At 44.4% G+C, this 24,804-nt stretch carries 17 protein-coding genes; 3 read left to right on the top strand and 14 right to left on the bottom strand.

Annotated features, from left to right (window positions below):
- Position 1 precedes the first annotated feature (1 nt).
- Positions 2 to 853 (top strand): universal stress protein, encoded by an 852-nt coding sequence (locus AABW11_RS07730; RefSeq protein WP_340104275.1) that lies wholly within the window; start codon positions 2 to 4, stop codon positions 851 to 853.
- Here the strand turns inward: AABW11_RS07730 and AABW11_RS07725 are convergent.
- Both AABW11_RS07725 and AABW11_RS07720 read right to left on the bottom strand, forming a co-directional pair.
- A complete protein-coding gene (locus AABW11_RS07725; protein WP_340104273.1) occupies positions 850 to 2,163 on the bottom strand; it encodes an RNase J family beta-CASP ribonuclease in 1,314 nt (437 codons plus the stop codon). The genes AABW11_RS07730 and AABW11_RS07725 overlap by 4 nt on opposite strands.
- 84 nt (positions 2,164 to 2,247) lie before the next feature.
- Positions 2,248 to 2,451, bottom strand: a complete 204-nt coding sequence (locus AABW11_RS07720) for a dodecin family protein (RefSeq protein WP_340104271.1) — start codon at positions 2,449 to 2,451, stop codon at positions 2,248 to 2,250.
- A gap of 418 nt (positions 2,452 to 2,869) precedes the next feature.
- On the opposite strand from AABW11_RS07720, the gene AABW11_RS07715 reads away from it, so the two are divergent.
- On the top strand, positions 2,870 to 3,637 hold the full coding sequence (locus AABW11_RS07715; protein WP_445263748.1) for a ZIP family metal transporter: 768 nt from the start codon (positions 2,870 to 2,872) through the stop codon (positions 3,635 to 3,637).
- 256 nt (positions 3,638 to 3,893) lie between these two features.
- On the opposite strand, the gene AABW11_RS07710 is transcribed toward AABW11_RS07715, so the two are convergent.
- The 10 genes from AABW11_RS07710 to AABW11_RS07665 form a co-directional block, all read right to left on the bottom strand.
- Positions 3,894 to 5,918, bottom strand: coding sequence for a serine hydrolase domain-containing protein (locus tag AABW11_RS07710; RefSeq protein WP_340104267.1), 2,025 nt, complete (start codon positions 5,916 to 5,918; stop codon positions 3,894 to 3,896).
- Positions 5,919 to 6,369: 451 nt separating this feature from the next.
- The gene (locus AABW11_RS07705; RefSeq protein ID WP_340104265.1) at positions 6,370 to 7,281 is read right to left on the bottom strand and encodes a carbon-nitrogen hydrolase family protein; all 912 of its coding nucleotides are present in this window, start codon (positions 7,279 to 7,281) and stop codon (positions 6,370 to 6,372) included.
- Positions 7,282 to 7,526: 245 nt separating this feature from the next.
- Complete coding sequence (locus tag AABW11_RS07700) at positions 7,527 to 9,968, bottom strand: outer membrane beta-barrel family protein (protein ID WP_340104263.1); 2,442 nt, start codon at positions 9,966 to 9,968, stop codon at positions 7,527 to 7,529.
- 331 nt (positions 9,969 to 10,299) lie between these two features.
- Positions 10,300 to 10,989 carry a hypothetical protein gene (locus AABW11_RS07695; RefSeq protein ID WP_340104260.1) on the bottom strand — a complete coding sequence of 230 codons (690 nt, stop codon included), beginning with the start codon at positions 10,987 to 10,989 and terminating at the stop codon, positions 10,300 to 10,302.
- 91 nt (positions 10,990 to 11,080) lie between these two features.
- A complete protein-coding gene (locus tag AABW11_RS07690; protein WP_340104258.1) occupies positions 11,081 to 12,451 on the bottom strand; it encodes an FAD-binding oxidoreductase in 1,371 nt (456 codons plus the stop codon).
- A gap of 252 nt (positions 12,452 to 12,703) precedes the next feature.
- Positions 12,704 to 13,111, bottom strand: coding sequence for a YybH family protein (locus tag AABW11_RS07685; protein ID WP_340104256.1), 408 nt, complete (start codon positions 13,109 to 13,111; stop codon positions 12,704 to 12,706).
- A 544-nt stretch (positions 13,112 to 13,655) separates the two neighbouring features.
- Entirely contained in the window at positions 13,656 to 14,525 is an 870-nt protein-coding gene (locus tag AABW11_RS07680; protein ID WP_340104253.1) for a helix-turn-helix domain-containing protein, read from the bottom strand.
- Positions 14,526 to 14,627: 102 nt separating this feature from the next.
- Positions 14,628 to 15,731 carry a nickel-binding protein gene (locus AABW11_RS07675; RefSeq protein ID WP_340104251.1) on the bottom strand — a complete coding sequence of 368 codons (1,104 nt, stop codon included), beginning with the start codon at positions 15,729 to 15,731 and terminating at the stop codon, positions 14,628 to 14,630.
- Between the two features lie 120 nt (positions 15,732 to 15,851).
- Positions 15,852 to 16,244 (bottom strand): VOC family protein, encoded by a 393-nt coding sequence (locus AABW11_RS07670; RefSeq protein ID WP_340104249.1) that lies wholly within the window; start codon positions 16,242 to 16,244, stop codon positions 15,852 to 15,854.
- A 146-nt stretch (positions 16,245 to 16,390) separates the two neighbouring features.
- Entirely contained in the window at positions 16,391 to 18,031 is a 1,641-nt protein-coding gene (locus AABW11_RS07665; RefSeq protein ID WP_340104247.1) for an N-acyl-D-amino-acid deacylase family protein, read from the bottom strand.
- 198 nt (positions 18,032 to 18,229) lie between these two features.
- Between AABW11_RS07665 and AABW11_RS07660 the strand changes: the two genes are divergently transcribed.
- A complete protein-coding gene (locus AABW11_RS07660; RefSeq protein ID WP_340104245.1) occupies positions 18,230 to 18,700 on the top strand; it encodes a DUF4174 domain-containing protein in 471 nt (156 codons plus the stop codon).
- A gap of 11 nt (positions 18,701 to 18,711) precedes the next feature.
- On the opposite strand, the gene AABW11_RS07655 is transcribed toward AABW11_RS07660, so the two are convergent.
- Both AABW11_RS07655 and AABW11_RS07650 read right to left on the bottom strand, forming a co-directional pair.
- Positions 18,712 to 22,134: a sensor histidine kinase gene (locus tag AABW11_RS07655; RefSeq protein ID WP_340104243.1), complete on the bottom strand. Its 3,423-nt coding sequence runs from the start codon at positions 22,132 to 22,134 to the stop codon at positions 18,712 to 18,714.
- Between the two features lie 67 nt (positions 22,135 to 22,201).
- Positions 22,202 to 23,908, bottom strand: coding sequence for an SdrD B-like domain-containing protein (locus AABW11_RS07650; RefSeq protein ID WP_340104241.1), 1,707 nt, complete (start codon positions 23,906 to 23,908; stop codon positions 22,202 to 22,204).
- Positions 23,909 to 24,804 lie beyond the last annotated feature (896 nt).

Here is a 24,804-nt window from a genome sequence, read left to right as displayed (position 1 = left end):
CATGACTGACTCAGACGACAATTCCGAAAAATTAAAGGAAATACTGGTAGCTCTCGACCACTCTTATCACAGCAGAACGGCACTTGAAACCGCTGCGATAATTGCACAGCTTCTGCAGGCGAGAATTCATGGAATCTTCGTTCGGGATCCTAAGTGGCTCCGCCTCAGTGAGCTGCCGTCTCTGGTAGAGGTGGAGGAATTAACAGGCAGACTATCATCTGTCGGCCGAAAATCGATAGAGCAGGAAATCCGGTCTCTCGAAAAAACCATTCGGGAACATTTTGAACTGATTTCCAGGCAACACGAACTTTCTCATACCTGGAGCTCAGCAGAAGGGAAAGTCGCCGAAAAAATTCTGGAGGCTGCAGAAGACTCCGATATTATCACCATTGGCAGCAGGGGACGGTCTTATTCGAAATCAAGATCTGAAAAAATTGGAAGCACTGCTTTGACCATTCTGCAGAAAGCCGAAAAACCCGTACTGATACTTCAAAAAAGCTATACGCCGGAGCGTTCTCCAATCGTAGTCTTTGATGGTTCAGAACGCAGCGTTTCCGGACTATCCTTTGCATCTGATGTAGCCGAAAAAAACGAAACCAGCTTCGCCGTGATTGACATTTCAGAAGCATTTCCGGTCGATGATCACAAATATAACCTTAAAGAGACGCTGACTAACGAACGCGAGGCGCAAATTGTCACACTTCAACAAGCTGATATGGGACGCTTCCTGTTCCTCGTAAACAGTCTTCGAGGTGGAATAGTGATCCTGCCAAAAACCAAGCGGTTCACTAAGCGCAATGTCCTGGAGCTAATTCTCGACACTGCTGATAGCCCCGTACTCCTTACCATTTAAAATTCCAGGACATTGCCATTTTCACAAATAAAGAGGTTTTCATTCAATTTATATCCCTCTTCCTGTGCCAGCGTGACGTGTTCTGCAAGTTTCTGAATATCGCCATGGCCGGGAATCATGATGTCTGGTCTTAACGTCTGAATCAGAATTCTCAGGTCTTCACGGTGACCGTGTCCCGAGGCGTGGATATCAAGATGTAGTGTTACATTTTTCTTCTTCAAGCTTCGTTCAAGCTTATACCGTTCAGCTTTGTTGATGAGTGTTGGAATGGTGGATGTAGAGAATACCACATGATCCCCTTCCTGAAGTTGAAACGGATACTGATCCTTCGAAAGCTTTTTAAGAACCGATCGCTCCTCACCTTGGTTTCCGGTACAAACAATCAGCCATTTTTCCCTGTTTTCACTTATTTTTTCAAAAAGATCATTCACTTCTTCACGGAAACTGGCAATTTCCACGCCTTTACGATCCAGGTATCCAAGATCATCAGCCGCTTTTGTATACTCTTTGAGCGATCGCCCGATTAACGCAATTTTTCGCCGGCCGTCATTCACGTCCATGATACTTTTCAGCCGCTCAATATGAGATGAAAATGTTGTCACAACGACTGCCGATCGATCTTTATAGAGCTGGTCTAATATATTATTTAGCTGTTCTTTTACTGCCGACTCTGTAGAGCTGGTGCCACGGTCACCTACACGGGTAGAATCTCCCACTAATATTTTTACTCCTTCTTTGCCAAGCTGATTGAGCCGGTCAAAGTCAACCTTACCGCCCATCACAGGGTTTCTGTCAATCCGAAAATCCAGCCCGTACACCATGCGTCCTTCCGGCGTATGAAGTACCGTGAGCATGGAATCAGGGATAGAGTGGGTCACTTTTACAAATTCAATCGCAATGTTAGATGTCAGGTTGTGGATTGTCCCGGGCTCAAGCACAATCCGTTTATTGTTCACCTCTTTATTGTCCTGGCTGATCTGCTCTTCAATGATTTTCATGGTATAGGGAGATGCAAAAATCGGGCAATTGTACGAGCCGGCCATTTTGGCTACGGCTCCAACATGATCGAGATGACCATGGCCGATGACAATTCCTTTCACTTTCTCCCGCTGCTGGTACAACATCTTGTCATTGGGAATGACCCCGGACTGGATCATCATTTTTGTGGGCGACGATTCAGACGGATTTTCCATGTCTATAAGCTCCTCCATGTCATATCCCATATCAAGGATAACGATCTCATCGCGAACCTCTATGGCCGTCATGTTTTTTCCTACTTCGTTATACCCTCCGATTGTATATACCTTCATAATGAACCTTTTTAAATTAAAAAGCCCGGTGAAAATTCACCGGGCCAGGGATGCTTAAATATTTAATAGACGTTTAAACATAATTTACTTACCCACTTCAAAAGAGACTTTGGCATTTACAGCATACGATACTATTTGATTATTTGTAACATTTGCGTTCATCTCTTTCACGTAGATAGATGTAATGTTATTAACCGATTTTGACGCCTCTTCAAGTGCATTTTTTGTGGCATCGTCAAAGCTTTTCTCTGAACTTGCTATCACTTCTATTACTTTTGTTATGGCCATGTCTTCTCCTGCTTTGTTTGAATTTACTATGATATACTATAACAGCGCTTTTTACCTCATCATTCAGTAACGTGTTGTATTTCAGTTACATGCAGTTGATTTCTATGCAGACTGCCGTTTATGCTTTGATCTTTTAAAAAACTGCAATTCAATAATCAGTTTTTCACAATACTTCTACCCGCACTCAGGGGTAATTACCTTCTCTAGCGATCTATTTATTTTTTATCCACGTAAAACATTTCTTAACCTGTTTGTCTTGCAAGATCATCCCCTCAATTTCTTAAACTAACCTTTGTCGATAACCATGAGTGCAAAAAATGCTATTGAACGGCCTGATGAGAATGATGCTCTTAACGGCGCATTTGCCATATTACTTTTTATAGCTGTTTTGGCCGCTTCATACTGGGTGGTGGGAGATATGGCCGGGGGCACCGTAACCATTTTTCATGTCTTTATAGCTGCTTTCGTCACGGCCGCTGCAACAGGTTTTGGAGCCATACCGTTTTTATTCATCAAGGAATTTGATAACAAATGGCTGGGTATTGGAAATTCAGTTGCGGCCGGGTTAATGCTCGGCGCAAGCATTGGGCTTGTTTATGAAGGCATTACAATCGAAGGGGTTGATCAAAAAACTTTTAAAGTTATCGGGGGCCTTATTGCCGGTGGCACACTGGTATTTATTTCCCATAAAATCCTTAACAACACGGATAAAGATTATTCGATAGGACAAGTGACCGGTGCAAGTGCCATCAAAATGTTGATGATTGTTGGAATAATGACGGTCCACTCCTTTGCAGAAGGCATTGGCGTTGGGGTCTCATTCGGGGAAAGCCCATCTTTCGGGTCATTTATAGCCATTGCTATAGCCATCCACAACATTCCGGAAGGTCTTGCCATTAGTCTGATTTTAATACCTCGTGGCACGAGCGTCAGAAAAGCTGCTTTATGGAGTATATTCAGCAGTATTCCGCAACCCATTATGGCAATACCGGCGTTTCTTTTTGTGCTTGCCTTTAAAACTTATCTCCCGATCGGCCTTGGATTTGCAGCTGGAGCCATGTTTTGGATGGTGTTTAAAGAACTTGTGCCTGATGCACGTGAAGAGTTAAATAGCAAATATGTGTATCTGCTTATGCTCATTACCGCCATCGGTATGATTCTCTTCCAGTTTGCTATCGACGTCTGAGAATGCTCATGGCATCAATTTTCATGAACTGATCTAATCCTCCTATTTAAATTATGAATCAAGCTGAGATTCTTATAGTGATGGAAAGTGAATTAGCAATCTGTAAAAAAGGCGGGATAAAAATGACTTTGTCTGGCTAAACAGCTCATTCTTGCTAATGCGATAAACCCGCTCTATCAGTGAATGGATGATCGCGGGTGATGCCCTCATTTCGCTCTGAGATATGTAAATTATAGGTAGTTAAACACTACTTCCGTCAGATTACTTCAGCTCCAATGACCCGCCACTGCCAAAGCTGAATGACGAAGAAAAATAGAGCAACCGCATACAAACTGTAATGAAGGCGGCGAAATAATTTCAACCCGGAGGATGACCATACCGGCCAGAGACCAATTAACATGATCAGTGACATGACTGCAACGAACCAGCCGGCATAGTGAGTGAAATACATGGAACTTGATGGATAGTTTTCCGGCATTTGGCTGATGTCGAAACCTGAAAGTGACGTTACCAGTATTGCTGCAGCGACAACCAGGGTCAATATAGATACGGAAGCCAGAAATGATGTGAAACCGGCTATGCGAGAAGATAATCCATGATTTTGACTATGCCCGAATCTCCTCCATGCTCCAAGTAAGGTTGTGAGCGTGAGTAGCAGAACGAGACCAAATGAACCAAAAAACGTATTTGGGTTATTCATAAAACCCACCCTCTCCATACTATGAACACCACTGCCATCAGCTAATGCTGCGACGTTTCCAAGGTCGTCCTGAATGACTGAAAGCCGATTACCCGCCGCATCTTCAAAGATATCTTCCCGCCCTTCCCATCTTCTATAATAAGTGCTTTCTCCCAAACCACTTAAAACAATAGCGCTGTCAGATACTGTGGAAAGGGTAACAGAAGATGATAGTCCCATAACCGCAGCAAAAGTTGACAAGACGCGCCGGTTATTGAGGTACGTTCCGGCCATATCCTCTAGTTCGTCACCGGTGGACTCTTTGACCAGTAAAGGCTGGTAAGTGTAGCCGCGAATCTGATCGATAATTAATTCGGGAAGATGGAATATAGCAGATGAACTCTCAGCACTATTCTGTGAAAGAAATATTCCAAGATTCAGCTCAGGTACCATTATCATATTAGTGAGGAAAGCTGCCGTGCCGCCACTATGCCCTATCATCCTCACCCCACGGTAGGGCCGGTCCTGAAATCCGTGGGCAACATCGGCACCATTTGGCCTGTCGTTGAAAGCCCTTGTCCACATCTGTTCATGTGTGCTGGAGGAAAGCAGACGCACACCATCCAGTTCTCCTCCATTCAGATGAAACTGCATCCATCGTGCCATATCCGCTGCAGTAGCTGCCATGCCGCCAGCAGGCCAGTATGCACCAAGCTGTAAATAATTTTGTATATCCAGCGCACCTCGATCTGGCTTATACCCGGTAGCCAGGTTCACGTTATCATTTTCATTCATCTCGGCAGGTAAATCAGTAATGGTATTCTCCAAGCCAAGTGGATCCAGAATATCTTCTCGGAGTAATACTTCAAATGGCACTTCTGCAACATCTTCAACAATCTGTGCAGCAAGAGCAGCACCCCAGTTGGAGTAGGACGTTCGCACACCCGGTGGAAACACCCGCTTGGGCTGGTGATCGCTTAAAAGCTGAGAACGAGTGCGCGGGTCATCATCTGCTACGGCAAATAACTGAATAGAGTCCTCAAAACCGGCGCGGTGAGACATCAGGTGGCGCATGGTCACTGGCTCATCAAAAGCCTCCTCAATCTGAACCTCGCTAAGGTACTCATTTACGTTCCTGTCCAGGTCCAGCAATCCCCGTTCTACCAGTATCATCACGGCTGTCCATGTATAAGTTTTGGATACCGAACCGATCCTAAAAAGTGTCTGGTCCGCCTCTGCCGGCCGCTCAGATTCAATATCGGCCAGTCCGTAACCACTGGAAAAAAACAGACTGTCGTTGTGCAAAACCGAAACAGCTAAAGCGGATAGTTGATGCTCGCGCCGCTGGGCTGCTACAATACCATCGATAAACTCACTTAGCTCCTGGTAGTTAATTTGCCCTGTGGTGTCAGCCTCAATGCTATCTCGATTGTCAACAGACAAAGTATCAGCCTGCTGACCAACAAGTGCTGTTGCATTTACCTCATGCGAACTCACCGATATAAAACTGAAGAGTAGAGTGATGCATAAAAAAGTTTTGCTGCTGCCCATCAAAATTTTAAATGAAGATATAGCCTTAATATGCGGATGTTGATTTTTCATAGTCTCTCATATTTGTGTTGGTTCTCTCGTAACATTAAAAGTAATTTATCCCTATTGATATATTATTTGATTTCATGCCTATTTCCAACTGTACTTTGCAAGCAACGTCATGAAAAACAGACCCTATTCAGTATCTAAATTCAATATTCAGATTACCAAATTGAATCCTTCAAACTATTCAAATCCCGATTGGTTTTATCCGCGAAACGAGACATACCCGGTTAACTTTCATACCCTCAATGCAATTGGAAACTGCTGCAAAATTCTCTGATTTATTTTTGCCCGGCAAATGTATTTTTCAATCCAACCTTTGTTTACATCCGTCTCAGCTTCATTTACCTCGATCCACCCGGTAGTAGAATAAATGATGTCCGCTTTGAAATATTTCACCCTCATTTAAACTGAGTCCTTTTGAAATCTGTTTATGGCAAACAGTTTAAAGTTTATAAACCTACTCATTCACAGAAAAGTTGAACACATCCGGCCTGGCGTAGTGCCCTGCCACATCGAACATACGCTTGGCGGCGATGATCTGTTGGAGGTCAATATCAGCGTATAAAATTCCCTCTTCCGCATCCAGCGGACCGGCCAGGATTTTTCCGCCCGGAGCAATGATGCAGCTGTTGCCTGTGTTGACCCATTCTCGTCCCTCTGGATACAGTTTTTTAAAATTGTACTCATCCGGAATATCATCCATTCTCAGGGCCATACAGGTACTGATGACAAAGAGTCCGCCTTCCCGCGCGATATGCTGTATGGACTGAAGCCAGTTGGGGCTTTTGTCCCATGTGGGAGACGCCAGTATTTGAGCACCGCCTTCGTAGATAGCGGTCCTTGCCAGTGGCATGTAGTTCTCCCAGCAAATCAGGCCGGCCAGTTTACCCGCTGAGGTGTCATACGATTTTAGCGTATCTCCCTTCCCTTGTGCCCAAACCAGCCGCTCGCCTCCGGTGGGAATCAGCTTGCGGTGTCTGCCCATGATGTCGCCCCTTTCGCTTATAAACAACAGGCTGTTGTACAGGCTTGCCCCGCTCGTTTCGGAATTTCGTTCGTTCATCCCCATCACAACATTAATCCCTGCTTTCTTTGCCGCCTTGCAAAGCTGAACCGTTGCCTGGTCAGGGACAGAAACCGCATTCTCGACCAGTTTTATATAGAGCTCATTCAGCTCGGCTCCTTTGCTATTGGGAATGAGCCATACCCAGTCAGGATACCCGGAAATAAACGCTTCGGGAAAGACAATGAGTTTTGCCCCGTTCCCTCCGGCCTCGAGAATGGCAGAGCACGCCTTCTCTACGGTTTTTGTCTTATTGAGGAAAACAGGTGAAAGCTGTGCGGCAGCTACTTTTATTGTATTTGGCATAGGTTACCTGCTGATCAGGTGTTTAATGTGATACAGACGGAAAAGCTTCAGACACTATGATCAATTCCGGCCTTAATTCCTATAGAGGACAGTTGTTTGAAGGTCACAGAAGCACTGAAGCCACAGAGAAGCCCCCCAAATCTCACTCTTTATTCAGCAAAATGTTTTCATTGAATGGGATACTTCTCAATGATCCCCTGTTCATACAATAGAAATCAATCCAGAACTACGTTGCTATCTGCACATCAGTTCGTCACCCTTGCCTGCTCTTCCTCGGAACCGGCGCTGATATCTACATTTTTAATTTTGCTGTTTCCAAAATTCCAGGTAAATGTCATTTTTACGTTACGGTTGTTGAAATCGTAGATGCCGCTGGTATCCAGGTTTGCGCCAGGTATTTTTGCACTGTATCTCCACAAATTTGTGGAAAACAGGTCATCAGCAGATAGTCGCAGCGTTCCTCTGCCGGATGCCACTCTTTTCTGAATGCCGGCGTTCACAGCACCCAGGGGTTTAAACTGCATGATGCCTGCAGACGTTTTGGACTGGTAATACCCTGAAACTTCAAGCGAAAAATCTCGGGGGAGATCTATAGAATGGGTAAGATTTGCGGAGTATCCATATATATCCCGGGTTTGGTTGTCATCCATATGGGCGGTTCTGAATACCTGATACGTTCCTGATACGTTTGCCCGAAGTTCCCACCAGGGGGCGAAAAATACCGGCAGGCTTGCCGTAAATCCATAGGATTGAAAATAGCTCAGATTCTGCGTGCTGAATGTCTGCTCGTTCCTGTCCGGATCTACAACGGGTTGAAATGCAACAATTTCGTCTTTCGTGTAGCTGTACTGGAGGGATACGAGAAGCTGCTTGTGGTTATAGTCCAGTTTCAGTGCATCACTGGTGGCAGGTTCAAGGTCGGGATTGCCAGACAAGAACGTGTTTGGATCCAAAAAGAAAACAAATGGTGCCAGATCATTAAAGGTTGGCCGGGTAATTCTGCGGGAGTAGGAAAATCCAATACGTTTATCCTTTGGCAAGCTTTTCTGAACAAATAAACTGGGGAAAAGATAGCCATCCTGTACGTCTACAAGCCCGGGGCTGTCGGGGGTGCTTAAAAAGCGGTCTGTGTACTCAAAGCGCAGTCCGGCATTCACCTGAATCGTTTCGACGGGGCTCCAGTTTCCGGAAAGATATATAGCACCTGTTTTTTCCGACAGGTCGGCATCCTGAGAAAACGTATCGTTGACAACCCACGCATTTTGTACCAGGTTGGAAACGCTCACGATATTGGTGAAATCAGAGAGCGAACCTTTCACTCCGGTTTCAAGGGTAAACTTATCTGAAACTACCTCAACGTAATCCAGTTTTGCAACCCGTATATGTATGGGTGTCTCTTTTTCAACATCAATACTTTCACCGTCCATACGGTTGATATCACCCTCTACAAACCTGTTCACGTAGAATGAAGGGTTGTTATTTACGTAATAGAGATAATCCACATCAAACCGCAGCGAACCGTTTTTACTGACGTCATGATCGAGGCTGACGTTTATCAGACCGTTTCTCCACCGGTTGGTTTCTCGTACCGACATTTCGGTGAGCAGGCTGGAAGAAGGGCTGAAGCGGTTAAAATTGTCCGAAATATCCCGTGTTTCCCAGAGTCTTTGATATCCTGTAACAAGGAGTCCGCCTGTTGTTTTTTGGCCCATTTTGAATTCCAGTCCCATACGAGCATTTTGAACTCCCGTGGATGGGTTCCGGGTGCTCTCCATGATGACCTGCTCCGTAAAGGTATCCGTTACCAAATCCCTCTGATTGTTCCAAGTAGTTTGCGTTCGATCGTAGTTAATGGAGTAATCCAGAAACATGGCAAATCTTTCTTTGCGATGGCTGATGTTAAAATTTCCGCCCAGTATCTCTGCATAATTAATACCCGCATTTCCACCCACCATACCTGTGGTTCCCAATTCGGTAAACTCCGTCATTTTGATATGGATGATTCCCGCATCTCCTTCCGCATCGTACCTGGCCGGCGGCGTGGTGATGAGCTCAATTTGTTCGATATTTGCGGCACTCATTCCGTTCAGCATCTGTATGACGGCATCGATAGGCAGCTGCACGAATTTATCATTGATCATCACCCGCACGCCGGATTTACCGCTCATGGAGATGGAATTGCTCTGCCGGTTTACCTGTATTCCGGGCGACTTCTCCAGAACCTGAAGCACGGAGCTGCCCGACGAGGTGATACTGCTTTGAACGTTCACAACAAGCCGGTCGATCTTCTGCTCAAACAGGGGGCGCCGGGCGGTAACACCCACTTCATCCATCTGTTCCAGCGAGAGCCGGAGTACAATTTCATCGAACTCGATTGAGCTTTGGTTTACATCAAAAACAGAAGAGACATAACGCCTGAACCCTATCATGGATACAGAAAGCAGATACGGGCCGGGCGTGATGCCGGTGAGTTCATAGACCCCCGAATTGTCGGTTACGGCTCCCTTCACCACTGACGAATCCGCGGGATTCAATAAAAGGACATTAGCTGTTGGAATGGGTGAGCCGTCCTCTTCAAGGATAGTTCCTGTAATTTGACCTTGTGCCTCTATAACCGGAGCAAATAAAAAGAGAAGAGAGACTGTAAATAGTGTGCATACGAATAACATATTCTTGAAATTTCTCATATTGATCTGTTTTTCTCTGTTAATTTTCCTTCTGTAAAATCACCGGCCGATAATACTTGAAGAGTCGCTGCAAGTGATAAATCCCGGCAAAGCGGAGTTTCTGTCTCATCACGTAGTATCCAATATATTGGTCGCCGGAGGCTTATTTTTGGACATACCGCGCAACTATTTGGACTTTTCAGGCTTTTTTAGCTCGAAGCCATATATACAATCTTCGCTTTTGATTTGAACCGGTGTTAAACCAAAAGCCGTTTTGAAGATCATCAATCCGGCCTTTGGGTCTCTTGATCTATTGATTAAAAGGGTCTGGCCATGACTGGATCAAAAACTTTTATAGTGGAGCGTGAATGGCAGCAATGATATCCCCGCACTCTCCAACTTCGTCAGGTATTTCAGAAAAGGGGGCAAAATTGACGACACAGCCGCCTTCATAACTATTAATCTGCTCGTTTACCAGGCCGGGTACTTTTGGGCCGTGGCTCCTTAGCACAGCGTGAATCTCTGCGGCATCAGCATCCTGCAGGCCGCCAAAGCTTGGCAGTCCAAAAAGCTCATGAATTGAGCCGCTGTCATCATTTTCTTTCAGGTGAGCCGAGAAATTCCCTTTCCCGTTATTTCCTGCAACGCTTCCTGCGGCATACATAAGCTGAACTTCCACGTTCAGGGCATTTGCGAAATCAGATTCTACGCATGCGCCCGGAGTAGCACATTGTTCCGGTTTATTCCAAACCACCCACCACAAGGTATAGGCGTGACCTGGCATCAGGCCGGTTGTTTTAAAATTTACTGTTATACCATTGCCATTGCGGTGCAGCGTGGATTCTCCTGTCATTTTGCCGGTAACGACATTGAATATATCAGCAGCAGACTTGGTATTTGATTTGGCATCAGCGGTTATTGACTGTGCATCTAAAGATGCTATTTGGTCCAGATCGCTGTTCGGTGCGACAGGCGATTCAGATTCGCACCCATATAAAAGGCCTGCTACCAGCAGCACAGTTATCAGTTTTACTGTTTTCATGATTTCTCCTTTTTTATTTTTAGATGTAATGGCACATTTTTTGTGCCTGTTTAATCTGTAAACACGCTGTAACTCTCCCTGGATGATTGTGTTAGATTGCCGGCTTAATATTCTGGTTGATGTGAAAAAAGTTATCCGGGTCATATTTAGCTTTTACTTTCTGCAATCGCTTATAATTATCTCCGTATGATGCTTCTACACGATCCTGCCCCTCTTCCATCATAAAATTGACGTAGGATCCGCCAAGCGTGTGAGGGTGCACGGCTTTCCAGTAGTTCCGGGCCCATGTTTTGATTTTCTCAGCATTTTCAGGATCGGGATCTACGCCCACAATCACCATCGACCACCGGGCGTCACGTTTATTCCAGGCGGTTTCATCGCTGCCAACCTCGTGTGCGGCACCATCAACAGGATAGAGGTGCATGGTCGAGAGAGGAGTGGGTATATTGGCAAAACGCACATGCTCTTTAATAGCTTCATCGCTTATTTCGTGCACAAAATCTCCCTTCCAGTACCATTGATAACCAGGCGGGAATAATCCGTCGAACATGGTTTGAAGTGCGGGATAGGGCATCTCGCCTGTAAATTCAAAAAGCGGCTTAGCTGCACTGCGGGCCTGCTTAAGATATTTTTCAAATTGATCCTGCGGTCCCGTGTAGCACCACATCAGGCCACATACTTTTATTCCCCGGATCTCTTCAGGAAAAGGATCTGCAGATGGAACTTCTGACACAAGATAAAACGCGTACACATCGTCCGGCATGTCAGGTAGCCAGTCGCGGTACCATTTCATCGTGGTTTCAAGCTGATCGATTGGCCAAAACATTGGTCCCGCAATTACATTTTTTACGGTATGAAGCTGGTACTCAAATGAAGTGACAACTCCGAAGTTTCCGCCGCCTCCGCGCAGTGCCCAGAACAGGTCTGCATTTTCGTTTTCACTTGCGTGCACAAGATTTCCATCGGCAAGTACCACATCAGCGCTGATGAGGTTATCAATGGTGAGGCCATATTTCCGGGTCAGATACCCATGGCCGCCTCCAAGCGTGAGGCCACCCACGCCTGTGGTGGATATGACCCCGCTCACGGTTGCCAGACCGTATTCATGAGTGGCGGCATCCACATCACCCCAGGTGCATCCTGGTTCAACTTTAACAGTTTTTCTTTTGGGATCTACCTGAATGTCTTTCATAGGAGACAGATCAATTACCATACCGTCATCCACCAGGCCAAGGCCGGGGCCGCTGTGTCCGCCGCTGCGTATGGACACTTCAATGCCTTCCTCCCTGGCATAATTTACAGATTCAATCACATCATCCACATTTTTGCATTTCGCAATCAGAGCCGGCCGCTTATCGATCATGGCGTTGTATATACTTCGTTCTTCATCATAAGTCACATCCCCGGGCCGGATGACTTCCACATTCAGGTCGTGTCTTAAATCACTGATTACTGTTTTCATATTACTCTTGTTTTTGATTTTGAAAGTATGACTGGATAAAAAAGTCGGACGCTGTCCGGTCTTGTAATAAAGTCAATGGTTCTCTCTTCACCTTTTAATTCAATTTATTCGGGGGAAAGTCGGAAATCCATCACAAATCATTCAATAAGTAGCAATTTTGATTCATTTATTGGAGAGCTTGACTAAAAAAGGACACTTAAAGGATGCCGGAAAACACAGGCAACGCTTGAAGCTCCTTTTATGGCTACACGTTTAAACCTCTTTCAAAGGCGAATGATGCTCATGCACAATTTTCCAATCCCCGGCACTATTTTTAACAAATACCAGGCTGATCTGATCATTCACTACGGCGAGTTCTTCTTCAAACTGCAGATGAAAGTCTGAGTGGAAGGTCACTACGGCTACGTTTCCGTAATAGACAGCAATTTTCATATCATTCCCATCCATTTTCAAAACTTCTTTTACACTTCCAAACACTCCCCGTTCAAAAGCTTCGTTGTCCTCAGCTCCGTTTCGGGGGGCGCCTTGTTTAAACTCTGTAAACTTGGGGCTGTACGCATGAAATGAAATTAATTTATCTATATCACCGGCTTTAACACTCTTAACAATTTCGTCCCATGTTTGTAATATTTCTGCTTGCTCTTCGGGGTATTCAGCCATGATTCCATTTTTAGGTTGAGACTGTAGAGTTGTTATACACCAACTACTAATCAGTATAAATGTGAATGAGATTTTTAATAAAAGATTCATAATAGTTGCTATTTAGAATGTGAATAATTGATTGGCTGAGAAATCGGTCTTCTCTTTAAAACCATTATTCTCTTGCCCGATTTATTTCAATTGTCAGAAGAAATGGCGAATCCCCAATGTTTACTGTAGTATTTTTCCTAGGGCCGCTCATCATACCATAATGGGGCGTGGCACCCATTTCAACCTGGTCTGACAAAAGATAGGTTTTACAGTATTTTACCAATTAAATCATAATTAGAATATGATTCATTTCTACTGTACGAATCGGACAATATTACCCCCGTAAGATTCACGAATATGCGTGAAATAAAAGTATAAGTAACTGATTTTATTATAGATAAAAATTTGTATACGTAACTCAAGTTCAGGTGATTGCAGGGCAGCTTCGAAATTTGATCGTGTCCCGACAGCCGTCATGTTGCCCACCACCAAATTTCTAGATGAATAATCCGGGTTACGATACACCCGGTGCATCAAGGAAGTTTTGGGAGAGAGGATTAATACTCTGAGGCAATTCTGAAGGGGGGAGAGCTACTTTGTTTCTGAAATCGCGGGCTAAATGGGCCACATCGTAATAACCGGCTTTAAAAGCGATTTTAGCCAGACTGGCCTTTGGATTCCGCTGTATGAGTTCCATGGCATACTGAACCTGCCAGATTTTGGCATACGCCTGTGGAGAAAGTCCCACTTTTAGCTGAAAATGCCTGTTCAGAGTCCGCCTGCTCATAAAACATTGTTTTGCCAGTTTTTTTACCGAGATCAAGCCTCTTTTTTTGATGATACTATTTACAGCGTGATAGATAGGGTCGTCTAGAAACATTGCTTTGGGGGGCAGAACTTCCTCGAAAAACTGATTTACGTAGGGATTATCAAACGATGTAATTTCATAATCCGATTCTACCTTTTCTAAGAACCGGCCTCTCGAATCGATAATTCGGCAAATTCTGACCTGTCGGTTTAACAATTCATACATAGGGATTTTTAAAAAGTGATAGCCAACCACCGGATGCACTTTCATTGCATAAGCACCACCGGTTCCTGTTTGCTTGATCTTTAACGAACTTTCGGTAAACAAACCGGAAATGTATAAGTGGTTCGGCCTTGTTACCGAGCCCTCATAGTTCAGGAACTGTGTTTCAATGTCTTTCCCGGTAACCATTGTAAATGTAAGGAAGCCAATTCGTGGAAAAAGGGTTGTAAACTGCTCAGGAATTGAAAAACCTATATAGGAGTAGGTAAGCCCATAATCACAAATTGATTTTTCTCCTGAGCCGAACTGTAACCTGGTTTTTGATCCTGGTATCGTGACAGTTTTTAAGTTCATTTTTTATGTCCATTTAGTTGGAAGGGGAAAAATAAAACGGAGACATCTGGAATAATTACAAAGCATTCCAGAAATTAGCTCATCATATTTTTTAAAATCAACCTATACAGCAACACTTGAAGCTTTCACACCATATTTTCCGCGGAAGCACTTTGAAAAGTAGGAGGGACTATTGTAACCGATTTCCAGGGCAATCTCGGACAGGTTGCACTTGTTTTCTTTGATGAGTGATAAGGCTTTGTTCAGGCGTATGTCGCGGATGAACGTCACAGGAGGCCTGCCCGTAATGGCTGTCACTTTTCTGTAGAGCTGCGGACGGCTGATACCGATTTCGCGGCAAAGTTTTTCGACATTAAACGCATGGTTTGAGAGATTCTCTTCAGTAATATCAAACAGTTGTACAAGAAACTCCTCTTCTGCTGATTGTATCGCTTTTAATGATGGAATGCTCTCATTTATCTCATCATCCGCACTTAATCTGCTAACGATGTTCGATACTACAATTTCCACGTCACTGGCAATTAAACTGAGCCGCCGGGCAATCTTGATGGTTTCTTCAAACAAAGAATCACTCATTTTCACCGGCTGACCGCCCCCGAGCCCCATTTGGAATGTGATGTTCCATGATTCATCCTCTGAGCTCTCTTTTCGTTTTAAGAGCTCTTTTTGTATCTCAATAGCGCAATCCATCGCTTCATCAGCCTGCGTAAAGACGCACAGAAATTCACAAAATTCACTGTTTTTGATCTCTCGTCCATCGTACGTGGGAATGATTCTCCGGACCAGCTTTTTAGGTTTCCCGGGCAGTATCAGTTGGTTCAACTCCGTTGTGACTGTAGCTTTTGTAATTCCCCAAATATCGATCGCAAGCACATACCGATAGGCTTTGTCTAAATTGCCGTCTTTACCTACAACAATCCCATCATCGAGCTGATGGGTTTCACCCATAAACAATTTATAAAAGCCACTCTCTACCTGAACAATCTGGCAGGCGATATTCCCGTGGGCTTCCTGGTGAACTGCTTCACAAGCTTCCTTATCAGGCGCCTCAATCAGGCAGAAGATTGTTCCGGCTTCCTGATTCACCCAATATTGCAGATACCTGACGCTGTATTTATCCTGCAGGGATTTATCTAACTTATGACCCAGTTTTACCGAATCGATATCAATCTCATCAATCAAGTGATAATCCATGAATAAAGGCATAATGTCAGATATTAGGAAGGGAATGACCTATCAATGTAACTAAAAGTCTGGAACTTCAAATTTGAACTTTTATGATTGCGATTTTTTCATGACTGCTTAAGTAGATTCCGGAATTGGACCTTACCCTTCAACTGAATCAGCTTCATTCACCTCGATCCAGTATCCATCCGGATCCTGAAAATAGAACTGCCGCACGCCATCGGCCCGCGAGGTATAGCTGTGAGGCGTACCAGATGAATCGTGAAGCAATATATTCTTAGAGTTGAGCTGTGAAATCATACCGTCAAGATCTGATGTCTTCAGAGCAAGGTGAAGACCGACAGTAGTTTGTATTCTGGATGTATCTCCCTCAACAATATGAAGCTCGCCTTCGCCAATCGAAAACCATCGTATGTACGGCTTTTCAGTTCTGTTCTTAATTTCATCAAGCCCTACAACATCTACATAAAATGCTGCGCTTATGTCCAGGTTTTTCACCTTAATTGTGTAGTGGTTAAATCTCAGGTCAGGCATAACTTGCACTGTTATACTGTCGGTTTAAATTATACGTTTGGCATTCCTCATACTTAGCACTCAACAGATTTACATAGAACAAAAATTTACCTGCTTAATCAAATCAACAGTCAAACTAAGTCTAAGACAAACACATTTATGCCCATCTATAGAGGTTGATAACCCGGGCCGCGAACTACTCGCCCCGGCATGGCACCGGTATGTCCACCATCTTTGAGTACCTGAACTCCATTTACCCACACGTGTTCAACACCTGTTGCCAGCTGATGCGGATCTTCAAATGTGGCGTTATCCTGAATTGTCTCGGGATCAAACACCACTACATCAGCAAAATGGCCTACTTTTAGCGACCCACGCTTTTCCAGTCTTAAATTCTCAGCCGGCAAAGACGTCAGCTTACGAACAGCCTCTTCAAGCGAAATCACCTGGTCTTCACGTACATATTTGGCCAGCAGCCGAGCGAAAGATCCGTATGCCCGCGGATGTGTACTGTAATTCAAAAAAACACCTTCCGGTGCATAGGAACCGGCATCGGAACAGAAGCTCATCCAGGGCTGCTGCACTTTTTTGACCATATTCTCTTCAGACATCGAAAAATAAACTACTTGTATCCTGCTGTCATCCTCCACAATCAGGTCAATCATGGCCTCTTCCGGGCTTTTTTCAAGCTCTTCTGACAAATCCGACAGGTATTTTCCCTGGTGAATGCGTAAGTCAGGATTTTCAAATCCAACCAGAAGAATTTTATCAGGAGTATGAGAGAACTCAATGTCTGAGAGAATCGAATCCCGGTACGATGTATTTGCAAGCCGTTCGATCATAGCTTCAATACCTCCATCACGCACCCAATCCGGAAGTTGCACATGCAAACCAGTTGAACTGGCGGGATAGTTATACATATCTGCGGTGATGGCTAATCCTTCATCACGAGCCTGCTGAATTTTTGTGATTGCGGTATCCAGCTTCGCCCAGTTGCTTTCGCCAGATGCTTTCAGGTGATAAACTTCACTTCGAATGTTTGCTTCCCTGGCAATGGTGATAAGTTCATCAATAGATTCCAACAAGCTGTCGCCTTCATCCCGGATGTGAGATATATACATCCCTTCATACTCAGATGCCACTTTTGCCAGTTCAATCAGTTCATTTGTATCGGCATAAGCACTGGGTGCGTAGAGCAGGGAAGAGGAAATCCCAACAGCCCCTTCCCGCATTGCTTCATGAACAAGCTCTTTCATTTGGTCGAGTTCTTCGCTGGTTGCGGGCCGATTTTCGAACCCAACCACATACCGTCTTAACGTTCCGTTTCCAACAAATGATGCTATATTTGTAGATACACCATTCTCCTCTAAATTTTCCAGGTATTCTCCCAGAGTGCTCCACGATATATTATATTTGATATCGCCCTGGCTATCGGCCATCTCCAGCTTCATCTTGCTGGTCAGCGGCCCCATCGATGTCCCTTCTCCCATCACTTCTAGCGTGACACCCTGGAAGATGTCGCTCATCGACCGGCCATCATGCAGAAGCGATACATTTGCCCAGCTCAACATATTAATAAATCCCGGGGCAACGGCAAGGCCTTCTGCATCAATAACGTTTCGGGCACTGGCTTTGCTCAGGTCCCCGATCGCGGCGATGGTGTCGGCATTTATGGCAAGGTCACCGGTATAGGATGGATCTCCTGATCCATCAAGAATCCGGCCGTTTTCTATTATCAGGTCGTATTCGGTGGTACTGCAGGCAGCAAACCATATCATACAACCTGCAAACAAGACTCTCTTTATCATATCATATCTCACACTTTTAATAAGCTTATCTTTGTTGCTTACGTGATTATACTAATGAATCATTAATGATGCTAACTGTAAAGTAATCATATATTATGTTTTGACATCTGTAAAATGGAACGGCCCGCTACCACCTGTCCGTTTATTGAATTGATGAACGTTCAAATTAAATTCATCCCTTTACACTGAACAATAGCTATGAATCAGATCTTACTACTTACGTTATTGCCTTTCTTTATTATGGCACACATTCAGGCCGGTGACGACAAAAATGAACCGGACTGCCCAGGCAAAGACATTTCACTCAATCAGTTCCAGTGGGAAAACCGGATCATCGTGATGTTTGCAAAGCATTCAAAAAGCGAGTCTTATCAGCGTCAAATGAATGAATTTGCGTTTCACTCTGAGGAACTGCGTGACAGAGATTTGGTTCTGATATCAGTTTTTGAGGGGGAGTGTGCTACGTTGGAAAATGAAATAATTTCTGATGAATCCGCAAATAGCATTCGGTCCCGCCTCTCTCCCCCTGACAACAGCTATTCCATTTTTTTAATTGGCAAAGACGGCGGTGTTAAACTAAAACAGGACGAGTTTCTTGCCACGGACGAATTATTCCGCGTCATTGACAGAATGCCAATGCGTCAGCGTGAAATGAGAGATGGCGGTTAACCCTTTGCACATCATTGGACAATCGGCAGCGTAATCACAAAAAGAGCTCCTCCCATGTCCGACTCATCAATTTCGAGCTTGCCGTTATGCATTTGGGTAATGATATCATAGCTGATGCTGAGTCCCAGGCCAGTTCCCTCGCCGGTAGGTTTTGTAGTAAAGAATGGCTCAAAAATTCGCTCTCGATTTTCTTTCGGAATGCCCGGCCCGTTATCAGCGATGTGCACTTCCACACGGTCATCAAACCGAACAGATTCAATTACAATGGCTGGTTTAAATTCATCGCCTTTTTCTTTTGAATACGACCAGACTGAATCAATCGCGTTTTCAATAAGGTTTTGCAGAACCTGGCCTATTTTCTGCGCCATTAGGTCAAACGGCTGAAGTGATGGATCCAATTCTGTAGATACACTTACGTCAATCTCTTTATTTTGAACTTTCCTGCCTTGGTAGGCAAGTTCTGCATACTTCTTTATAAGGCGATTCAAGTCTGTTTTTTCCATATCGGAGCTACCGCTTCTTGAGTGCTGCATCATTGAGCGAACAATTGAATCGGCGCGTTTACCATGCTCCTCAATTTTTTCAGTGTTGAAACTGAGGCTTGACAGGATAAAGGTAATTTCGTCCGTATCGTTTGCTTTAATGGCGTCCTTCAGCTCACCTACCAGCTCGTTCGAGACTTCTGCAAAGTTGTTAATAAAATTGAGAGGGTTCTTTATTTCATGGGCAATACCCGTTGACAAACGGCCCAGAGACGCCATTTTCTCTGCCTGAATTAGCCTGTTTTGGGTATTTTTAAGCTCATGATACGCGGACTCGAGCTCCCTGGCTTTCTCCAGCTCCGCAACTTTTAAATCATTCTCTGCCTGCAGTGCCTTTGCCTGGACTTCGGCAACTTTCGACCGCGCAATCGCTGCTTCTGCTTTTAGCTCTGTTTCCCGGAGGTGGGCAGCTTCACGCTCTTTTTTCAGAAGGCGCGCGCGCTGAAAGCGATCAACCGAAAAAATACCTAACCCCAAAATAAACAAGTACCCCAAAAACGCCCACCACTCCAGCAGCAACGGCGGTGAAACAAAAAAGGAATATCGGGCCGGTTCACCGGATGAGATATTGCTTTCGTTAATGGCACGAACTTCAAACGTATACTCTTTTGGAAAAAAGACTGCCGGTAAGTTTGTATAGTTGATGCGTGTATCGGCCTTAAGCCGCGACCATTCATCGTTGAACCCGGTTAAACGGGTTTGATACTGCAAACCTCGTTCATTTCCAAAACTTAGCGCTGAATATTCAAATGTAAATTGATTTCTTTCTCCTTGTTCCTCTTCCGTTAAAACCGACTCAATAACCACAATCGGCGGCTCCTCATTTTGATAGTCTTTGGCCGGATCATAAATCGACACGCCCTTGGCTGTTCCGTAATAAATTTTTCCATCCGGCCCTATATCTACAGATCCGTAATACCAGACTTCATTATCAACAAGACCATCCAGGCGGGTCACTGTTTTAAGTACCTTTCCTGTTTCAGGATTTACCTCGGCAAGTCCCTGGTTTGTTCCCACCCACAACGTTTTTGTAACAGGTGACAGATCAAAACTTGTTGCATTGTCTGCAAGAAATCCATCTTCAGTTGTTATCACATGTCGTTTGTCAAGTGTCGCAGCATCCAGCGCGTACAGGCCGGCTTGTGTTCCCACCCACATCAGCCCATGCGTCCACAGCATTTTTTCTATCTGGTTTGATGGAGCTCCGTTCCCGGTTGACCACCATTGCTCAAAAAGATCAACATTTTCGCCCGACTCAGTTACCTCCTGTAGGGTTTGAAGTGAAAATGGTTCTGTTGAACGATAAATGCCCCGGTCACGGGTGCCAAGCCACAGATGGCCGTCACCATCGAATGCAGCAGAATGGTAAATTACGGCAGGTAATCCAAATCTATCGTTCATGTTGTAAAACCTGTCATCTGCTACTACATATACTTCGTGATACGCGGGAAACCACTGACTTTCTACTGAGCGCGTTTGCGAGGAGTCTAAATCGATCATTAAATTTTCAGCCGCAAGAATACTTGCTGTATTCCCGTACTGTGATAATACTCCTGATTCTCCATATAGATTAATGCCTTTTGATGATTCGACACCATTGACAGGGGCCGGTTTACCAAATGATATACTGCTGAGGCCTCTGAGCGTTCCAATCCAGATCCTGCCGGATTTGTCAGACTCAACTCCATTAATCCAGTTATTCTGTAGCCCATCATTCTGGGTTATGCTTTCAGACTCAAACTGATCCGAAATACATGCAACACCTCCCTGAGACGTTCCCGCCAGCGAGTTGCATGGAAACAGGCTGTTTGCTGCATAGTGCACACTGCCAACCGATGCCCCCGGGAGAAGTGGTTGCTCACCTGAGTAAGAAACCGCCGTTAAATTTTTAAAAGCAGGATAGTTGTACCTAAGCTTAGACACACCGCCGGATTGAGCAATCCAGATATTTTTTTCGCGATCTTCAAATACATTAAAGACGATGTTACCAAGCAGGCCGTTTGTCTGCTCAATCGCCTCTTTTGTTTCTGAATCACTACTCTTAAACGGTATTTTCAAAATGCCTTCGCCTTCACTTGAAACCCATAGATTCCCGCGGGAATCGGAAATAATATCTGAAATGTTGCTTTTCAATGTTTGATCAATCGTCACAAACACAGGCTGATCGTCATCATCTTTCATTTGCCAGACACGTCCGCCCTGATCACCGCCCCAAAGCGTTCCGCTTGCATCTGTGAACAATGAATTGGTACTTAGATTGTTTCCTGAGTTAAAAGAAGCAATCCTGTCATCCGGATCATAGCGCAGAAGATTGCCCTGGACAAGAGCTGCCCAGACAAAGCCGTCGCCGGTTGCTTCAACAGCGCGTACAGGTGTTTGGAGCCCCTCATCATTTACCCCGGTATCAACTGTATCTGCTGCAAAAACACCCGCCCCGTCATAGTGGTACCGAACGATGCCAATATTGTCAGTTCCCACCCACAGTCGGTCGCGACTATCGAGAACCATTCGGTTATGGTTCACTGATCGATCAAGAAGCTCAACTCCATCAATTTCGGTTACAAACCGAACAGGCTCACCAGTGCTGTAGTCAGTAAGTGGTTTCTCAGATACCACCAGACCAGCGTTAGATGTGGCCCATAATCTGCCTTTTGAATCTTCGGTAACTTCCCAAACGGTGAGATCACGGAGCCCATCTTCAACCCCGTAAACATCCATAGATGTACCGTTGTAGCGCACCAATCCTGAGGAGTATATGGCAAACCACACGTAACCTATTGTATCCTGGTAAACATAGTGAACCTCTGCAGAGGGCAGAGGATTAATTTCACGCTCGGGTGTGTAGTGGGTGAAAGGTAGTGTTTGAGCCTCTGCTGTAAATACCTGTATCATAGAAAGGCACAGGATAGCTAAAAAACAAATTCTCATATCTTACCCTTCACAAAATTAGTCAACTGGCTTATTCGGCTGGCCCTACAGATCCGCCACCGCCACCTGACAAGTTATATGACTGTAACAGCGGCTCTGCATCATCCAATTCAGCTGAGGATGTAAGTGGCATTATACCGGTGGTCACAGATGCCGTTCCAATTTGAGATGTTCTTATCTGGTGCAAAATCTCTTCAGCATCTTCAACAGTTCTCATGGATTTGAAATCCGGCATGCCATCAGCATTCGTTGTTTCGACTCTCGTTGCAGCACGCAGTCCCGGTAGGCTTCCGCTGAGTTCTATTGCAGACGACTCTCCAAATGCCATAAGAGCCAGATCGAATTCAATAGATCCTGATCCCCTTCCGCTTACCACGTTCAGCTCGGCCGTAAGCAGTTCTGCGAGCAGCCTTTCAAGATCTGAGCTATTTCTCAAAATAGTAAGAAGTGCGGCATATACTTTATTTTCGCCGAACTGAAACGGATTTTCCTTTAGTAAGTTCTCGATATCCTCAAGATGCTCAGTCAATAAACTCAAAGGCACCTCGGACGGTATTTCTTCCGTCAAAATCCCGGTTGCTAACCCTAATTCGGACAGTAGGCCATATACAAGCTGCTTGGTCCAAAACATCTTGGTTTCTGTATTTGTTACTATGGTGGGCTCGACTCCATCGCCGCCAAGAAGTGCAATGATTATTCCGTCAATGTCAGGTTCAAAACCAAAATTAATTCCTGACACGTTATCCTCAGCTATCGAAACAGAGATTCCTGAAATTGGCGTAGTGGGCAGGTATGTATCAAATAGACCTTCATTAAAATCTTCTGTATTATCAGTTTCCTGTTCTATTTCAAGCGAGAAAGATGTTTCTTCATCTCCGGTAAATACTACAAAAGAATAAAAACCGTCGGTCTCGGTTTGTGTAACATGCTCATTGCCGTATTCGTCGGTGAGGGTCACAGTCACATTTTGTATTCCGGATTCACTTGAATTTAAGGTTTCATTTCCGTTTGCATCCACATAAACAGAACCTGAAATGGAAACATATCCTTCACACTGATCTGCATCGCCACTCTCGCATGGCACAAATCCACCATTCTGACTATTATTCTCTGTTCGGGCAAACACCATAAAGGGAGTCGTTTCAGTATACGTGTAGGCATCAGCATTGCTTCGAACACGATCTACAATGTCTTTCACCTTAGAGACGCTAAAATTTGGCTGTCCATTGGTCATCATGCGTGACGGCATTCGACCGGCGGCAAGCACCTCATCTACGTTAAAACGCGGTACATCAATTAAAGACCAGATCGCGACCTGGATTTCCTTGTACGTCAGGCTTGGATCTTCTCTTTTTAACTTATTTTTGATAGACATCAGGTAGTTGACAGGTTTCCATTTTTCACTGCCAAAAGTGGAGTAGGCCTCAACGCCGTCGTGACGGTCGTTATTTTGAGCAATAGGTTTGTCCCACTCAAGGCACCAGCCCTCAACCAGTCCTTCTGAAATTATTCCGTTGGTTTCAATATTGCTGACATCAAAGGCAAAATAGCTGTCGAGCCCTGCTGCCGTTCCCCGGCGAATCGTAAGGGTTGTATTCGATGCCTCATCGATTGCCTCAAGCTCAAGATAAGGTGCCAAGGTTTCCTCCAGGTCTGTATTTATGCTGTTATCGCAGGATGACACAGCAAACAACATCAGCAACAGTGTAGTAATTGGAATGATAAGTCTTGTTTTCATAGTAACACCTTATTCTTAAAGTTAAATAAATCCTGTTTTCAGCTTTTACTCTCCCGCTTATCAAACCCAAATTTTTTGACAAGAGACTGTCCCATTCAGATTAAACCGTCGTTCAATAATTATTTTAGCTTTTAGAATACATTTCCAGCAACTAACAACAATCGGTGCTTCTGACCTTATAAATTACGCGGTCTTGGAACATAGCAAATATCAACCCGATATAACTTTAAGATTTACTCATCTTTCAGTTTTTTTTATAGTTATCGATACTCATCTGAAAGCATGACAAATTCCATGACTTGAGAAATTTCAGCGACTAAAATTCGTATAAGATTATGACATATCTGCCTTGCAGCTGCATAATATCCCAAATGATACTTACCTAATTAATGCGATCAATCTTTACAAATGGAGCTTGGCTGTCTGATTTGAAGTAGACATTTGTATTCTACCCTGTTTTTCCGCCCGAAAGGATGGGTCCTGAATTTTAGATACTCTGAACAAGGCAGATTCCATGCATTCGATAAACAAAAAAATATATTTTCCGGTAAAAATTTTTAAATGCTTAAATCAACAGGTACAACCCCCGCCTGATCAGTAGATGAAATAAGAATATATTTCGGAATTATTGAGAGTAATATGCGCACTCTAAATGTTTGGCTCGTGATCATTTTTATAGGGTCGCCAGTTTTAGGGACCATCTGTATAAAAAACGGAGAAACTTTCAGATTGACAGGACTTCCTAAACTGGCTTTTTCTACCACTTCCTGTCATTTGAATTGCTTCGGAATTTAAAAGGGCAGTATTTTTCAACATCCAGAGCCAGCCCACTCAGATGGATTTGGATAAAGCATGACCGATAATACTCCAGTAAGATCTCCACGAATAGTAAATAG

The sequence above is a fragment of the Rhodohalobacter sp. 8-1 genome (assembly GCF_038150125.1).
Classification (GTDB): Bacteria; Bacteroidota; Rhodothermia; order Balneolales; family Balneolaceae; genus SW132.
Note: the sequence above shows the minus strand (reverse complement) of the source record. Positions and strands in the feature narration are given on the sequence as shown.

Bases quoted from the DNA above. Each gene is read 5' to 3' on its own strand.
- AABW11_RS07655 (WP_340104243.1), bottom strand. From the start codon at position 22,134: ATGATACAGGTATTTACAGCAGAGGCTCAAACACTACCTTTCACCCAC.
- AABW11_RS07715 (WP_445263748.1), top strand. From the start codon at position 2,870: ATGGCCGGGGGCACCGTAACCATTTTTCATGTCTTTATAGCTGCTTTC.
- AABW11_RS07725 (WP_340104273.1), bottom strand. From the start codon at position 2,163: ATGAAGGTATATACAATCGGAGGGTATAACGAAGTAGGAAAAAACATG.
- AABW11_RS07720 (WP_340104271.1), bottom strand. From the start codon at position 2,451: ATGGCCATAACAAAAGTAATAGAAGTGATAGCAAGTTCAGAGAAAAGC.
- AABW11_RS07650 (WP_340104241.1), bottom strand. From the start codon at position 23,908: ATGAAAACAAGACTTATCATTCCAATTACTACACTGTTGCTGATGTTG.
- AABW11_RS07685 (WP_340104256.1), bottom strand. From the start codon at position 13,111: ATGGCTGAATACCCCGAAGAGCAAGCAGAAATATTACAAACATGGGAC.
- AABW11_RS07660 (WP_340104245.1), top strand. From the start codon at position 18,230: ATGAATCAGATCTTACTACTTACGTTATTGCCTTTCTTTATTATGGCA.
- AABW11_RS07695 (WP_340104260.1), bottom strand. From the start codon at position 10,989: ATGAAAACAGTAAAACTGATAACTGTGCTGCTGGTAGCAGGCCTTTTA.
- AABW11_RS07670 (WP_340104249.1), bottom strand. From the start codon at position 16,244: ATGCCTGACCTGAGATTTAACCACTACACAATTAAGGTGAAAAACCTG.
- AABW11_RS07705 (WP_340104265.1), bottom strand. From the start codon at position 7,281: ATGCCAAATACAATAAAAGTAGCTGCCGCACAGCTTTCACCTGTTTTC.
- AABW11_RS07700 (WP_340104263.1), bottom strand. From the start codon at position 9,968: ATGAGAAATTTCAAGAATATGTTATTCGTATGCACACTATTTACAGTC.
- AABW11_RS07690 (WP_340104258.1), bottom strand. From the start codon at position 12,451: ATGAAAACAGTAATCAGTGATTTAAGACACGACCTGAATGTGGAAGTC.
- AABW11_RS07710 (WP_340104267.1), bottom strand. From the start codon at position 5,918: ATGAAAAATCAACATCCGCATATTAAGGCTATATCTTCATTTAAAATT.
- AABW11_RS07730 (WP_340104275.1), top strand. From the start codon at position 2: ATGACTGACTCAGACGACAATTCCGAAAAATTAAAGGAAATACTGGTA.
- AABW11_RS07680 (WP_340104253.1), bottom strand. From the start codon at position 14,525: ATGAACTTAAAAACTGTCACGATACCAGGATCAAAAACCAGGTTACAG.
- AABW11_RS07665 (WP_340104247.1), bottom strand. From the start codon at position 18,031: ATGATAAAGAGAGTCTTGTTTGCAGGTTGTATGATATGGTTTGCTGCC.
- AABW11_RS07675 (WP_340104251.1), bottom strand. From the start codon at position 15,731: ATGCCTTTATTCATGGATTATCACTTGATTGATGAGATTGATATCGAT.